General features: G+C 58.2%; 12 protein-coding genes. 8 read left to right on the top strand and 4 right to left on the bottom strand.

The window, feature by feature from the left end; genetic code table 11:
- Positions 1-178: 178 nt before the first annotated feature.
- Positions 179-1,837 carry an NAD+ synthase gene (locus AC2FIP_RS08605; protein WP_496785968.1) on the bottom strand — a complete coding sequence of 553 codons (1,659 nt, stop codon included), beginning with the start codon at positions 1,835-1,837 and terminating at the stop codon, positions 179-181.
- 146 nt (positions 1,838-1,983) lie between these two features.
- Between AC2FIP_RS08605 and AC2FIP_RS08600 the strand changes: the two genes are divergently transcribed.
- Entirely contained in the window at positions 1,984-3,453 is a 1,470-nt protein-coding gene (locus AC2FIP_RS08600; protein WP_496785966.1) for an MORN repeat-containing protein, read from the top strand.
- A 6-nt stretch (positions 3,454-3,459) separates the two neighbouring features.
- On the opposite strand, the gene AC2FIP_RS08595 is transcribed toward AC2FIP_RS08600, so the two are convergent.
- The gene (locus AC2FIP_RS08595; RefSeq protein ID WP_496785965.1) at positions 3,460-4,125 is read right to left on the bottom strand and encodes an SDR family NAD(P)-dependent oxidoreductase; all 666 of its coding nucleotides are present in this window, start codon (positions 4,123-4,125) and stop codon (positions 3,460-3,462) included.
- A gap of 283 nt (positions 4,126-4,408) precedes the next feature.
- Here AC2FIP_RS08595 and AC2FIP_RS08590 point away from each other — a divergent pair, with 283 nt between their 5' ends.
- Positions 4,409-5,980, top strand: coding sequence for a 2-isopropylmalate synthase (locus tag AC2FIP_RS08590; protein WP_142635603.1), 1,572 nt, complete (start codon positions 4,409-4,411; stop codon positions 5,978-5,980).
- A gap of 181 nt (positions 5,981-6,161) precedes the next feature.
- On the opposite strand, the gene rlmJ is transcribed toward AC2FIP_RS08590, so the two are convergent.
- Entirely contained in the window at positions 6,162-6,947 is a 786-nt protein-coding gene (gene rlmJ, locus AC2FIP_RS08585; RefSeq protein WP_496700847.1) for a 23S rRNA (adenine(2030)-N(6))-methyltransferase RlmJ, read from the bottom strand.
- 154 nt (positions 6,948-7,101) lie between these two features.
- Here rlmJ and AC2FIP_RS08580 point away from each other — a divergent pair, with 154 nt between their 5' ends.
- From AC2FIP_RS08580 to AC2FIP_RS08555, 6 genes are read left to right on the top strand one after another with little or no spacing between them, the layout of a single operon-like run.
- Positions 7,102-8,148 carry a rod shape-determining protein gene (locus AC2FIP_RS08580; protein ID WP_142635599.1) on the top strand — a complete coding sequence of 349 codons (1,047 nt, stop codon included), beginning with the start codon at positions 7,102-7,104 and terminating at the stop codon, positions 8,146-8,148.
- Positions 8,149-8,203: 55 nt separating this feature from the next.
- Positions 8,204-9,106 carry a rod shape-determining protein MreC gene (gene mreC / locus AC2FIP_RS08575; RefSeq protein ID WP_496785963.1) on the top strand — a complete coding sequence of 301 codons (903 nt, stop codon included), beginning with the start codon at positions 8,204-8,206 and terminating at the stop codon, positions 9,104-9,106.
- Complete coding sequence (locus AC2FIP_RS08570; RefSeq protein WP_142635595.1) at positions 9,099-9,632, top strand: rod shape-determining protein MreD; 534 nt, start codon at positions 9,099-9,101, stop codon at positions 9,630-9,632. The genes mreC and AC2FIP_RS08570 overlap by 8 nt, the downstream gene beginning before the upstream one ends.
- On the top strand, positions 9,632-11,581 hold the full coding sequence (mrdA, locus tag AC2FIP_RS08565) for a penicillin-binding protein 2 (protein ID WP_496785961.1): 1,950 nt from the start codon (positions 9,632-9,634) through the stop codon (positions 11,579-11,581). Before AC2FIP_RS08570 ends, mrdA begins: the two co-directional genes overlap by 1 nt.
- Positions 11,578-12,717, top strand: a complete 1,140-nt coding sequence (rodA, locus tag AC2FIP_RS08560) for a rod shape-determining protein RodA (RefSeq protein WP_281995378.1) — start codon at positions 11,578-11,580, stop codon at positions 12,715-12,717. The genes mrdA and rodA overlap by 4 nt, the downstream gene beginning before the upstream one ends.
- Positions 12,718-12,732: 15 nt before the next feature.
- Entirely contained in the window at positions 12,733-13,665 is a 933-nt protein-coding gene (locus AC2FIP_RS08555; protein ID WP_496785960.1) for a 2-hydroxyacid dehydrogenase, read from the top strand.
- Here AC2FIP_RS08555 and AC2FIP_RS08550 read toward each other — a convergent pair.
- A complete protein-coding gene (locus AC2FIP_RS08550) occupies positions 13,662-15,677 on the bottom strand; it encodes a M3 family metallopeptidase (protein WP_496785957.1) in 2,016 nt (671 codons plus the stop codon). The genes AC2FIP_RS08555 and AC2FIP_RS08550 overlap by 4 nt on opposite strands.
- Positions 15,678-15,713 lie beyond the last annotated feature (36 nt).

The raw sequence follows: 15,713 nt of genomic DNA, 5'->3' as shown, positions 1-15,713 counted from the left end.
GGGGCAACAATCAAGCTAAAATGTGGCAAAAAAAAGACCGGGTATCAAGGGGGGCTCGGAAACGCCCAAGAGAATCTAAGCCACTGCACTCAAAAATAAAAACAGTTCCAGAAGCAAGCGGTTATTGCCCATAAAATGGAAACAGTTTTCGCGTCAAAATGGTGATTCCTGTAAGGCGTCAGGTCCTGTCGCGCCAACGATTCACGATAGGATACCTGCGATCCAGCCAGAATGCCCGCTTGGTCAAACGTGTCCCCGGGGCGGACTGAAACCGTTTGTATTCGCTGATATAGACCAAATGTTCGATCCGGCGCGCAACGGCTTCTTCGAACCCGGCGGCCACGCAATCCGCGATCGACCCATCCTGATCAACCAATATATCTAGAATGGCGTCCAGAACCGGATAATCCGGCAGGCTGTCACTGTCCTTCTGGTCTTCGCGCAACTCGGCACTAGGAGGTTTGTCGATGACCGAGGGTCGGATGACCTCACCCTCGGGGCCTTTCATCCAGCCGCGATGATTGGCATTGCGCCAGCGACAGGTCTCGAACACGCGGGTTTTGTACAGGTCTTTGATCGGATTATAACCACCGTTCATATCCCCATAGATCGTGGAATATCCAACGGCGACTTCGGATTTGTTGCCTGTGGTCAGCAGCATCTCGCCGAACTTGTTCGACAGGGCCATCAGCAACAGCCCCCGCAGGCGGGACTGGATGTTTTCTTCGGTCAGATCTTCGTCTCGCCCGGCAAACAATGGGGCAAGCGTATCCGTGATCGCCGCGCGCCCCTGTGCGATAGGGACGAAATCATAGTGAACACCCAACGCCTTAGCCACCGCTTCGGCATCATCCAAAGAATCCTGGCTGGTATATTCCGACGGCAACATCACGCAGCGAACATTTTCAGCGCCAATCGCATCAACCGCTATTGCCGCGACAAGGGCTGAATCAACGCCGCCAGACAGACCCAGAACAACCTTTTTGAACCCGGTTTTGGCCATGTAATCACGCAGAGACTGGACCATCGCGCGATAGTCCTGCTCCCAAGCATCTGGCTGCGGCACAATCTCTTCCGGAATTATGCGCCAACCTGCGTCGCCGCGTTCAAGATCCACATGCGCTATCGCTTCGTCGAACACAGGCATACGGAATGCCAGTTCTCCGCCTGGATTCAACCCGAAGGTCGCCCCGTCAAAGACCTGATCGTCCTGCCCCCCGACCATGTTCAGGTAAATCAGCGGCAATCCGGTCTCAACCACGCGCGCCACCATATGGTTCAGGCGCACATCATATTTGTTTCGGAAATAAGGCGAGCCGTTGGGGATCAACAGAAATTCGGCTCCTGTCTCCTCCAGCGTCTCGGCAACATCCGGATGCCAGCTGTCTTCGCAGATTGGGCTGCCGATCCGAGAGTTGCCAACCGAATAGGGACCGCCCAGCGGGCCGGAATCATACAGGCGCACTTCGTCAAAGACTGTCTCATTCGGCAGGTGATGTTTCAGCACTTTACTGCTGATCCTGCCGTTCTTGAGGATGAGATAGGCGTTATACAGCCGGTCATCTTCGAACCACGGCCCGCCGATCGCAATCGCAGGTCCATCGGCGCAACGTTCCGCAAGCGCCTTAACAGCTTTCATTGCGGCTTTGTGGAACGCGGGCTTGATCACAAGGTCCTGCGTATTATAGCCGGTGATGAACATCTCGGGGAAAGCAACAAGTTGGGCACCGGCCTCGCGCGCCTGCTCCCACGCAGAAAAAGCCTTGGCCGCATTGCCTTCCAAATCCCCGACAATGGGATTGAGTTGCGCCAGAGTGATACGGAAACGGTCGGCCATACTGCCCTCTTGCCCTCGTCTGTCCTATTGCCATTTACCAGATCGCACCGCGAGTGAAAGACCAATAAGGCAAAAGCCGTTGCCCTGCCTGCGTCGGTATCCTAGTTTTGCGCAAAAGCACGATGCTCGCGCAGACAGGACCAAACATGAACGTTTTTCGCACTTCAATCGCCGCAGTTGCATTGACCCTGTCAGCGCTGACCGCCTTCGCGCAGAACGATCAGGTAGTCGTGGCCGATGACGAAGTGGGCGGCGTATACGAAGGCACGTTCCTAAATGGCCTGCGGCACGGAACCGGCACCTACCAGTTGCCGGATGGTTTCGAATACGAAGGCGAATGGATCGAAGGCGAAATTCAGGGCCAGGGTATTGCGCGCTATGCTAACGGGTCGATCTATCAGGGCGCCTTTGCCAACGGTCAACCCGAAGGGTTCGGAACGATCATCTATGCTGATGGTGGCAGCTATGAAGGGGAATGGGCCGATGGCTCGTTCAACGGCCAAGGAGTCGCCGTCTATGCCAACGGAGCGAAATACGAAGGTGGGTTCAAGAATGCCCGGCACCACGGCAAAGGCACTCTGACCGACCCGACCGGAGAGGTGTACGAGGGCGACTGGGTCGACGGGGTCAAGCAGGGCAAAGGCAAGATAACCTCAGCCAAAGGCAACGTGTATGAGGGCGATATCAAAGACGGCAAGCGTCATGGCACAGGTAGCCTGACGCGGCCGGAAGGTATGAGTTATACGGGTGACTGGTCCGAAAATCGCATGACCGGAAAAGGCCGTCTACTGCAAGCCAATGGCGATTTGTATGAAGGCGATTTTTTTGATGGGCGCCGACAAGGCAAGGGCAAGGCAACCTATGCCAGTGGCGCCATCTACGAAGGTGACTATCACGATGATCGCCGCCACGGCAAAGGCCGTTTTCTGGGCACGGACGGGTTCGACTATACTGGTGAATGGAAAGACGGCCAGATTGAGGGCCTCGGAGAGTTGACCTATCCTGACGGTTCGACCTATGTCGGTGATTTCAGTGCAGACCTGCCCCATGGCAAAGGAATGCACACCTATCCTGATGGCCTGATTTACGACGGCGACTGGATCGCCGGAGTCTTCGAGGGTCAGGGCAAGGCCACTTACCCGAACGGCGCCATCTACGATGGGCAGTTCAAGAACGGTCTGAACCACGGCACCGGTGTTCTGACATTTGCAAACGGGTACAAATATGAAGGCGATTGGGTCGACGGCGCGCGCCAGGGCGAGGGCAAAGCCAGCTTCCCGGACGGAACGACTTACAAGGGCGAGTTCAAAGATGGGCAGCGCCACGGGCAAGGATCGATAACCACACCGCGCGGCTTCACCTATACGGGCGGTTGGGTCGAGGGGAAGATCAGCGGCACCGGAACCGCTACCTATGCGACTGGCGACGTGTACGAAGGTGGGTTTTTGGGCAACAAACGCCACGGTGACGGCACGATGCGCTATGCAGACGGCAAAGAAGAAACCGGCGTCTGGGAAAACGGTGTTCTGCCGGGTGAAAACACCAGCGAGCCGCAGGAGAGTGCTCCGGCAGACGACAGCGCGACAACGGCAACCAGCCCTGCCTCTGACGGTTAGCGGGTCTCACCACGGCACAGGTTTTCCAGCCCAGTCGAAGAACCCGCCAGTGTCTGCGGGCACAAGCGCCCTGGCGACGCTCAGCAGGTTTCGCGCGGCTTCATCCGATTCAACGGTCGGGTGTCGCCCAACATATTTGCGCGTGAATTCTGTACGCACTGTACCCGGATGCAGAGCCACACAGATCGCCTGTTTGTGCGTGCGGGCCAGCTCAATCGCGGATGTGCGCACAATCTGATTGGCCGCAGCTTTTGAGGCCCGATAGCTGATCCATCCCCCCAGCTGATTATCTCCGATTGATCCGACGCGGGCGGACAACACCGCCACGACAGATCGCCTACCCCGTGGTAGCAGCCGCGCAGCGTGTGACAGCACAAGGGCCGGACCAACCGCATTCAGGGCAAACTGGTCCATCATTGCCTGCGCTGAAATTGATCTGATGGACTTCTCCGGCTGTGCACCATTGATTTCCAAAGCACCCGTCGCAATGAAGATCATGTCAAACGGGCATTGCAATGCTTCCAGAGCCGGGCCGACGGCTTCGACATTCGTGAGGTCGAAACCATCTGCAGAACGCGACAAGGTGGTTACGTCTACGGATTGCATGGTCAACTGCCTTTGCAGCGCGGCACCGATACCACCCGAGGCACCTATGATGAGAGCTTTCTCCATTCCGGATCAACTAGCGGTCTTCATTCGGCAATCAACCGTCACGGTTCGTGCAGGTTTTGACGTCTGCATGAAATTCCTACTTTTCATTCCCCGCATGCGCTGTATAAGCTCAACCCCATGATCAACCGCGCAGATATCCTTGTTGCCGACACCGCCCCCTGCGGTGCGTCTCTGCGTGGCCTACTGATCCTAATCCGCCTCTGAGCGTGCCACCCGGCGCGCCCGCTCAGAGGAGGACGCCCGCGCGCCATAGGCTTTAGGACAGAAGAAGAAAGAGAATCCCATGACCAATGTGACCGACCAAGACCGCGTCTTGATCTTTGACACCACTTTGCGCGACGGCGAGCAGAGCCCCGGCGCGACCATGACCCATGCCGAAAAGCTGGAAATCGCGGAACTGCTGGACGAGATGGGTGTCGACATCATCGAGGCCGGTTTCCCGATCGCATCAGAAGGCGACTTCAAAGCCGTCAGCGAGATTGCCGAGCGATCACAAAACAGCCGCATCTGTGGGTTGGCCCGTGCGAATTTCGCTGATATCGACCGCTGCTGGGAGGCGATCAAACACGCTGGCAAGAACCGCATCCACACTTTCATCGGCACTTCTCCACTGCACCGTGCCATTCCGAACCTGACCATGGACGAGATGGCTGACAAGATCCACGAAACCGTCAGCCACGCCCGCAACCTGTGCGAAAATGTACAGTGGTCGCCGATGGATGCGACCCGGACCGAGTGGGATTATCTGTGCCGTGTGATCGAGATCGCGATCAAGGCCGGTGCCACGACGATCAACATCCCCGACACTGTCGGTTACACGGCACCTGTCGAATCCGCTGACCTGATCAAGCGCCTGATCGAAACGGTTCCGGGCGCGGATGAGGTGGTGTTTGCCACCCATTGCCACAACGATCTTGGCATGGCGACGGCGAACTCTCTGGCGGCTGTCGCTGGTGGTGCGCGTCAAATCGAATGCACCATCAATGGCCTTGGCGAGCGTGCGGGCAATACTGCGCTGGAAGAAGTTGTGATGGCGCTGCGCACCCGCAATGACATCATGCCGTGGCACACTGGCATTGATACCACCAAGATCATGCATATTTCGCGCCGGGTTGCGACGGTTGCGGGCTTCCCAGTTCAGTTCAACAAAGCCATCGTCGGCAAGAATGCCTTTGCGCATGAAAGCGGAATCCATCAGGACGGCATGCTGAAGAACCGAGAGAATTTCGAGATCATGCGCCCTGAAGATATCGGCCTGTCGGGCACCTCTTTGCCGCTTGGCAAACACTCGGGCCGGGCTGCATTGCGCGACAAGCTGGAAACGCTCGGCTTTGAGGTCGGTGACAATCAGCTCAAGGACATCTTCGTGCGGTTCAAGGATCTGGCCGACCGCAAGAAAGAGGTTTTTGACGACGACCTGATCGCGTTGATGAGCCAGGATGATGAGGCCGACGATCGCCTGCAGTTGGTTTCGATGAAAGTCACCTGCGGCACCGGCGGTCAGGCGGAATCGACGGTCGAGCTGGAAGTGGATGGCAAGGACATTGTCGCGACCGAACATGGCGACGGTCCAGTCGATGCCACCTTCAAAGCCGTTCGCCGAATCTATCCCAACACCGCCCGCCTGCAACTGTATCAGGTCCATGCTGTGACCGAGGGTACTGATGCGCAGGCAACCGTATCGGTTCGGCTGGAAGAGGACGGCATGATCGCCACCGGTCAGTCAGCGAATACCGATACGGTCGTGGCATCCGCCAAGGCCTATATCCACGCACTGAACCGCCTGATCATGCGCCGTGAAAAGGCCGGGCCAGGTGCAGACACGCGTGAAATCAGCTATAAGGACCTGACCTGACCGCCAGATGAAACTCCCAAGGGCTCCCGCACCCGCGGGCGCCCGGCTACACCGGACGCCCTTGCGGCTTTGGGCCCGGCAGCGCGCATGCGGCGCGCTGCCGGGCCCAACACGTTTGACGGCATCTTTAGATGCTGGCAGATGAGGCGGGAGAACCTTGTGGTCCGAAATCAGACTGGCGTCACAGCCCTTTGAACAGCTCTGACAGACGGTCCATTTCATCTTGGATGCCAAAGGGCGCGTTCAGCAGAAACATCCCTGATCCGACCATTCGGTGACCTTCCCGCGCAGGTGCAAACCGGACTTCATGACGGATCGCCTTGGGAAAACCCTGCGCCTTCAACGCGGCAACCATCGGGGCCTGACGTTGATCGGACAGGATCGGATACCACAGCGCGATGACGCCCACATTCCATTTACGGTGCAGTTTTGAGATCACGCCCGGTAGCCGGTCATAATCCGCCTTCACCTCATAGCTGGGATCAATCAACAGCATCCCGCGCCGCGGCGTTGGTGGCAGCAAAGACTGCGCCAGCTCATACCCGTCCTGTTTGTACTCCTTAGCCCCAAAGGGGGACATGGTCATCGACAATGCCGCGTATTCCTGCGGGTGCAGCTCTGCGAAATGCAGACTGTCCTGATCCCTCAGCAGGTTGGCCGCGATCAGCGGTGAACCGGCATAGCTGTTTTCTCCGTGCCGTTCATGGACCTTGGCCAACGCCAGAGACAAAGGATGATCAGATGGAAACCACCCTTCGCGCTGCGCTCGCTTGATACCTACGGCTGCCTCGCCTGTGCGCACGGCTTCTGCTGCGTCTAGCTGGTACAGGCCACGCCCGGAATGGGTTTCCAGATAGGTTATCGGCTTATCTTTTCGCGTCAGATAGTCCAGTACCCATGCCAAAAGAGCGTGCTTTTGAACATCAGCCAGATTCCCGGCGTGGTAAATGTGTTGATAAGAGAGCATGTTGCCTTCTAAAGTCCCTCTCAATAAGGCGGAAAGGTGCTGAGTTACGCGGAATCAGCCCTTTTACCGGGCGAGATGGCACCCTATAAGACATCCGTCCCGGAACCGTCGAGTCGCGGGCAGTAGAAATTCTGACGAACGGGATCAGTACAACATGGGCATCTTTGGCAATCTGGGCGGCTTGTTCTCAGCGGACATGGCGATCGACCTTGGAACAGCAAATACGCTTGTTTATGTCAAAGGGCGCGGTGTGATCCTGTCGGAACCTTCAGTTGTGGCTTACCACGTCAAGGATGGGGTTAAGAAAGTCCTCGCCGTCGGTGAGGATGCCAAGCTGATGCTGGGCCGAACCCCTGGTTCGATCGAAGCGATCCGCCCCATGCGCGAAGGCGTGATTGCGGATTTCGACACCGCTGAAGAAATGATCAAGCACTTTATTCGTAAGGTGCATAAACGCTCCACATTCTCAAAGCCCAAAATCATTGTCTGCGTCCCCCATGGTGCTACGCCTGTTGAAAAACGGGCCATTCGCCAATCGGTTATGTCCGCAGGCGCTCGCCGGGCGGGCCTGATCGCCGAACCCATCGCTGCGGCTATTGGTGCAGGAATGCCCATCACTGACCCGACCGGCAACATGGTCGTGGATATCGGCGGCGGCACCACCGAGGTTGCCGTTCTGTCGCTGGGCGACATTGTCTATGCCCGTTCGGTCCGCGTTGGCGGAGACCGAATGGATGAGGCGATTATCTCATACTTGCGCCGCCAGCAGAACCTGTTGGTGGGTGAATCCACCGCCGAACGGATCAAGACCACCATCGGAACCGCCCGTATGCCTGATGACGGACGTGGCCAGTCGATGCATATCCGTGGCCGCGATCTGTTGAATGGCGTGCCCAAAGAAATCGAGATCAGCCAAGCGCAGGTCGCCGAGGCCCTGTCGGAACCGGTTCAGGCAATCTGCGAAGCCGTTATGACCGCACTTGAAACTACGCCGCCTGATCTGGCCGCAGATATCGTGGACCGCGGCGTCATGCTGACCGGTGGCGGTGCTTTGTTGGGCGATTTGGATCTGGCACTGCGGGAACAGACAGGTCTGGCCGTATCGATTGCTGATGAAAGCCTGAACTGTGTGGCTTTGGGCACCGGCAAGGCACTGGAATACGAAAAACAGCTGCGCCACGCGATTGACTACGAAAGCTAAGGCGCGCACCCTCTAAAGGGTACATTCGGGCGCGAGCAGCACGGGAAGGAGTCCTGTGGCAAAGGACCGATCACAGCGCGATGAATACACCACCCCGCTCCGCCGTCTGCTGCTGGGGATTGTGGTTCTGTGCCTTCTGGGCATCTTTCTGGTCTGGCGCATTGACAGCCCTCGCGTCGAACGGTTTCGGGCGCAGGTTGTCGACAACGTGGTGCCCTCGATGGATTGGGCGATGGTTCCGGTTACCGCTGCGGTCAATCTGGTACGGGATTTTCAGAGCTATCAACGCCTGAGCGAGCAGAACCAGGAATTGCGCAGCGAGTTGCGTCTGATGCGCGCCTGGAAAGAGGCCGCACTGCAACTTGAGCAGGAAAATGCCCGGCTTCTGGATCTAAACAATGTGCGTCTCGATCCGCGCCTGACCTATATTACCGGGGTCGTCATGGCCGATAGCGGTTCTCCGTTCCGGCAGTCGGTTCTGTTGAACGTGGGCGAACGTGACGGAATTATGGATGGATGGGCCACCATGGACGGGATTGGCGTTGTCGGTCGTATCTCGGGTGTTGGTCCAGATACCGCACGGGTGATCCTGATGACCGACGCATCCAGCGCGATACCTGCCACGATTCAACCGTCGGGGCAGACCGCTCTGATTGCCGGGGACAACACCGCCGCGCCTGTGGTTGAATTTCTGGAGAACCGCGAACTGGTGCGCCCGGGCGACAGGGTTGTGACCTCGGGGGATGGCGGCGTTTTCCCTGGCGGCCTGCTGATCGGTCAGATTACCGCTGATCCGGGTGGCCGCCTGCGGGTGCGGCTGTCTGCAGATTTTGAACGGCTCAAATTTCTAAGAGTGCTACGCTATCAGTCTGCGCCACTTATTCAGGACCCCGGAGGAATTGTCGGCCCACGCCAACCCGAAGCGGCACTGACACCGACGGAGACCGGCGATGGATAGTGCCGCGTCCAATCTGTGGCTCAAACGTGGCCTATATCTGCTGTTGGCGCTGCTGGTCTTGTTCCTGCACCTGCTGCCACTGGACACGCAGCCGGATCGCTGGCCGTTTCCGGATTTCCTGATTGCGTTGACCTTTGCCTGGGTTCTGCGGCGCCCCGAATATGTGCCAACCCTGCTGGTCGCCCTGATCATGCTGGCAGCCGACCTTCTGTTTCAACGCCCCCCCGGCTTGCTGGCCGCGCTTGTTGTGTTGGGTACTGCCTATCTTCGGTCCGCAACTCCCGGGTTGCGCGACGCGGGCTTTTTGGGCGAATGGACCACCGTTGCCGTCGTGATCACAGCTGTTTTTTTCCTGAATCGCGTCATTCTTGCTATTCTGTCCGTGCAACAAGCGGCATTGGGGATGGTCGTGGTGCAAGTGGTTCTGACAATCGGGATCTACCCATTGATCGTTCTGCTCAGTCAGAACGGTTTTGGTGTGCGTCGTGTCGCACCTTCTGACCCTGGCCTGTCGGGAGGGCGGTAATGAAACAGCGCAAACCTAAGTCACAGGGCCTCGCCTATAAACGTTTGCCACGCCGTGCGCTGATCCTTGGAGGCCTGCAAGCCGCTTTTATCGGAGGTCTGGCCGCCCGGATGCGGTTTATGCAGGTAGATCAGGCTGACGAATACCGCCTGTTGGCCGAGGAAAACCGGATTAACATCCGCCTGATCCCGCCCACACGTGGTCGAATATACGATCGCAACGGGCAGATCATCGGGCAAAACTCTCCGTCCTACCGTATCGTCATGGTGCGCGAAGATGCGGGCGATGTTGAAGCCGTCATCTCCAAGCTTTCTGAACTGATCCCACTGACCGAGGATGAGGTCGAACGCGCCATGACCGAAATGCGCAGATCGGCCCCGTTCCTGCCGGTCACTCTGGCCGATCAAGTCACGTGGGAAGATATCTCGAAAGTTGCCGTCAACGCCCCCGCCCTGCCCGGTGTCACACCCGAGGTCGGGATGACCCGGCAATATCCCAGATATGAGGATTTCGCGCATATCGTCGGCTATGTCGGACCAGTCAGCGATTACGACCTCAGTCAGATAGAAGATCCGGAACCCGTTCTGCGCATTCCCCGTTTTCAGATCGGCAAGGTCGGGCTTGAGGCCAAACAGGAAATCAGCCTACGCGGCAAAGCAGGCGCCAAACGCGTCGAAGTGAACGCCACCGGCCGCGTGATGCGTGAACTTGACCGTCAAGAAGGTTTGGCCGGGGCCGATTTGCAACTGTCGGTCGATGCCGATCTTCAACAATACGCTCAGGCCCGTTTGGCTGGTGAAAGCGCCGCAGCAGTGGTGATCGACTGTGAGACCGGTGATATCCGCGCCATCAGTTCCGCACCCAGCTTTGATCCCAACCTTTTTGTGCGCGGAATCTCGGTTGCCGATTACCAGGCTCTGACTCAAGACAACTATCGCCCGTTGGCCAACAAGACAGTACAGGGCACCTATCCACCCGGCTCGACCTTTAAGATGATCACCGCCATGGCCGCGCTTGAGGCTGGGGTCATCGGTCCTGGAAACACTGTTTACTGCCCCGGCCACTTGAAGGTCGGCAGTCGCCGGTTCCATTGTTGGAAACGCGGCGGGCATGGTACAGTTGATCTTGGTCTGTCTCTGAAACGCAGCTGCGATGTGTATTATTACGACGTTGCCTTGCGCACAGGTATCGACAATATCTCCGACATGGCTCGTATCTTTGGGCTGGGCGTGAAACACGATATCCCGATGTCCGCAGTGGCTGCAGGGCTTGCCCCCAATCAGGCTTGGAAAGAGCGTGTCCACGGCGAAGAATGGCTGGTAGGTGACACTGCCAATGCCTCAATCGGTCAGGGCTTTATGCTGGCCTCACCGCTGCAACTAGCCGTCATGACAGCCCGGATTGCAACTGGGCGTGCGGTCTCGCCACGCCTTGTGCGTTCGGTCAATGGTGTTGAACAACCCTCGGGCGCGGGGGAACCGCTCGCGGTCAATCGGACTAATCTGGAATATGTCCGCAAGGCAATGTTTTCGGTCTCGAACGACCGGCGCGGCACGGCTTATCGCAGCCGTATCATCTCGGATGAGTTCCGTATGGCGGGCAAGACCGGCACCAGCCAAGTCCGCAATATCACCAAGGCAGAACGTGCGGCTGGCGTTATCCGCAACGAAGACCTGCCGTGGGAACGCCGTGACCACGCGCTGTTCGTCAGCTTTGCCCCCTATGACAGCCCGAAATACGCCGTAGCCGTCGTGGTGGAACATGGCGGCGGGGGGTCGAAGGCCGCGGCACCGGTTGCACGGGATATCATGCTGCAGGCGCTGTACAAAGGTACGCCACCACTAGAGGCGTATCCGGCCGCCGATCGTGAGCGTATCAAGGAACAGCAAAAACAGCTGGAGGGCGACCGCCGCCCTAAAGCGCGTCCGCCCCAGAAGGACCGCGCATGAGCTATCTTGAATATGCCGTCAAATCCACGCCATCGGGGTTCCGCAAGTTCCTGTATATGAACTGGCCCCTCACCCTGCTGCTGATCAGCGTGGCCAGCGCAGGGTTCCTGATGCTGTACTCGGTGGCGGGCGGATCATGGACCCCTTGGGCCGAACCCCAGATGGAACGCTTTGGGTTGGGCCTAACCGCGATGTTCATTGTGGCACTGGTTCCGATCTGGTTCTGGCGAAACATGTCGGTTCTGGCTTATCTGGCCTCGATCGCTCTGCTTGTGGTGGTCGAGCTGTTCGGAACAGTTGGCATGGGCGCGCAACGCTGGATCGACCTGGGGTTCATGCGCCTGCAGCCATCAGAGGTGATGAAAGTAGCACTGGTGATGGTGCTTGCGGCCTATTACGACTGGCTCCCATCGCACAAAACGTCACGCCCCCTTTGGGTTCTGATCCCTGTCATCCTGATCCTGATCCCCACCTTCATGGTGTTGCGCCAGCCGGATCTCGGCACCTCGATCCTGCTGCTGGCGGCGGGGGGAGGCTTAATGTTTCTGGCCGGCGTTCACTGGGCCTATTTCGCTGCGGTTATCGCCGCGGGTGTCGGTCTGATCGCCACGGTCTTCAACAGCCGCGGAACCGAGTGGCAGTTGCTCAAGGATTACCAGTTCCGCCGCATCGACACCTTCCTTGATCCCTCCACCGATCCGCTGGGCGCGGGGTATCACATCACCCAATCCAAGATCGCGCTGGGGTCCGGAGGCTGGAACGGGCGCGGGTTCATGCAGGGCACACAATCGCGCCTGAACTTCCTGCCCGAGAAACACACAGATTTCATCTTTACAACGCTGGCCGAAGAATTCGGATTTGTCGGCGGCATCACCCTGCTGGTTCTCTATGGGCTGATCCTGATCTTTTGTCTGGTTACGGCCCTGACAACCAAGGACAGGTTTTCCTCTTTGGTCACGCTGGGTATCGCACTGAACTTCTTCCTATTCTTTGCCGTGAACATGTCGATGGTCATGGGCTTGGCCCCAGTCGTAGGAGTTCCCCTGCCGATGGTCAGCTATGGCGGTTCGGCCATGCTGGTTTTGATGGCAGCTTTCGGCATCGTCCAAAGTGCCCATATTCACCGCCCCCGCTGATCCGAAAGGCCCGTTATGACCGCAAACATCCTGTTCTCGGCACGCCCCGAACTATGGCCCGTGTATCAACCCTTGATGACACAGTACCTGACTAATGCCGGGGTCGCGTTTCAGCTAGGCACCACGTTTGAACCAGATCAGGTGGATTACGTCGTCTATGCGCCCAATAGCGGCTTACGGGATTTTGCACCTTACACCCGCCTCAAGGCCGTGCTCAGCCTATGGGCTGGGATCGAAAGCATCGTCGAGAATGACACTCTGACCGTGCCGCTGGCGCGAATGGTGGACCACGGGTTGACGCAGGGAATGACCGAATGGGTCGTCGGTCACGTGCTGCGCTATCATCTGGGTATGGACCGACACATCACGGTTCAGGATGGGGTTTGGGCCCCAGATCCACCACCGCTGGCTTCGGACAGAACCGTCTGCATCCTGGGCCTTGGCGCATTGGGAGAGGCCGCAGCCCGCGCGCTGTCGACACTGAATTTCAACGTTACCGGCTGGAGCCGCTCGGCCAAGGCCATCCCCGGGGTCACCTGCTTTCACGGTGAGGATGGGTTGCGTGCGGCACTGACACAGGCCGAGATCGCGGTTTTATTGCTGCCCGATACGCCTGCCACGGAAAACACGCTGAACGCCGAAACCCTGTCCCTGATGCCCAAGGGTGCGCATATCATCAACCCGGGCCGAGGACCGCTTATCGACGATCAAGCCTTGCTGGCAGCTCTGGATACGGGCCAGATCGGTCACGCAACGCTGGATGTTTTCCGGGTCGAGCCGCTGCCTGCGAGCCACCCGTATTGGACGCATCCAAACGTCACGGTGACGCCTCACATTGCCTCTGAAACCCGCCCCGTTACATCGGCGCAGGTGATCTGTGAAAATATTCGCAGAGGTGAGGCGGGCGAGCCTTTCCTGCACCTCGTTGACCGCGAATTGGGATATTAGGCTGCGATAAGGCCGCGCCCCTTCAGCAGGGCCTCAACCCCCGGCAAACGACCGCGGAAGGCCAGATACAGGTCTTCGGCTTCGCGGGAACCGCCAGTGGAAAGGATATTTTCCTCCAGCGCTTTTGCGCGTTCGGAATCAAAGGCGCCCCCCGCCTCTTCGAACGCGGCAAAGGCGTCTGCATCCATGACCTCGGACCACATATAGCTGTAATAGCCAGCGCTATAGCCGTCACCGGCAAACACATGCGCAAAATGCGGCGTGGCATGGCGCATCCCGATTGCCGCGGGCATTCCCAGATCCGCCAGAACTTCTGCCTGTCTCGCCATCGGATCGTCGGGCACAGCGCCCTCATGAAAGGCCAGATCAACCAGCGCCGAGGCCACATATTCTACAGTCTGGAACCCCTGATCGAAATTGGCGGCCTTGAGCACTTTCTCTAGCATCTCCTGCGGCATCGGTGCGCCGGTTTCGGCATGGGTGGCGAATTCGGCCAGAACCTCAGGGACTTCAAGCCAGTGTTCGTATAGCTGGCTGGGCAGCTCGACAAAGTCGCGCGCAACGGAGGTGCCCGAGATGCTTTCATAGGTCACGTTCGACAGCATCTGGTGCAACGCATGGCCGAATTCATGGAACAAAGTCCGAGCGTCGTCATAAGACAGCAGCGCCGGATCACCCTTGGCGAAATTACAAACGTTGATCACGACCGGAGCCTGCACCTTGGGAAACTTTGCCTGCCCGCGCATCGCGCTGCACCAAGCGCCTGACCGTTTGGAGCCGCGTGCAAAGTAATCCCCAATGAACACCGCGATATGTTGCCCGTTCCGTGTCACTTCCCATGCCCGGCAGTCCGGATGGTACAGCGGTATGTCCAACTGCTTGAATTCCAGCCCGAACAAACGGTTCGCGCAAGCAAAAGAGGCCTCGATCATGCGATCCAACTGCAGGTACGGTTTCAGCGCAGCCTCATCCAGATCGTGTTCTGCCTTGCGTCGTTTCTCGGCGTAGTAACGCCAGTCCCACGCCTCCAAAGGCCCATTCACCCCATCATTCTGCATCATCTGCGTCAGGATTTCAGCATCAGCATTGGCACGCGTTTTGGCAGGCTCCCAAACCTGCATCAGCAGATCACGGACGCGGTCGGGCGTGCGGGCCATTTCGGTTTCCAGTTTGAAATCGGCAAAACTTTCATAGCCCAGCAGCTTTGCACGTTCCTGACGCAACTGCAGGATTTCGGCGGCAATTTCCCGGTTGTCAGTCTCGCCGCCATTTGCCCCCCGGGCAGTCCATGCGCGATAGGCTTTCTGGCGCAAATCCCGGCGCGGTGAAAACTGCAGAAACGGTACGATCAGTGACCGGGACAGGGTGACAACCGGTCCTTTTGCACCCTTTTCCTCACCCACTGCCCGGGCAGAATTGACCACAAAACCAGGAAGCCCCTGTAGGTCATCTTCGGACAATTCCATGAACCAATCGCGCTCATCGGCAAGAAGGTTCTGGGTGAAGGACGTCCCCAGCGAGGCAAGCCGCGCTTTGATCTCTTGCATCCGCGTGTCTTCGTTTCCCTCAAGCGCCGCACCAGCGCGCACAAACCCGCGATGCGACAGCATCAGAACGCGTGCCTGCTCATCCGTCAGGCCCAGTTCATCCTTGCGCGCCCACAGATCGGCAACCCGCTGAAACAACGCCTTGTTGGACGAAATCCCCGAGAAATGCGCGGCCAGCTTGGGTGAAAATTCGCGCTGCAACTCCTCACGCAAGGGATTGCTGTCTGCGCCCGCGACCGTGAAGAATACCGACAGAACCTTGTCCATCATCTCCCCTGCAGCTTCCAGCGCTTCGACCGTGTTGGCAAAAGTCGGGGCCTCCGGGTTAGAGGCAATCGCGCCAATCTCAGCGTTATGGGCCTGCATGGCCGCGTCCAGGGCCGGGGCGAAATCCGTGTCGGATATCGTGTCGAACGGTGCAATTTCGAACGCGCTGGTCCAGGCGGACAGAATCGGGTTGGTCATTGAAGTCTCCTTTGTCCCCTACCTAAGAACGACGGC

It is taken from the genome of Ruegeria sp. CDSB114, assembly GCF_059611025.1.
Note: the sequence above shows the minus strand (reverse complement) of the source record. Positions and strands in the feature narration are given on the sequence as shown.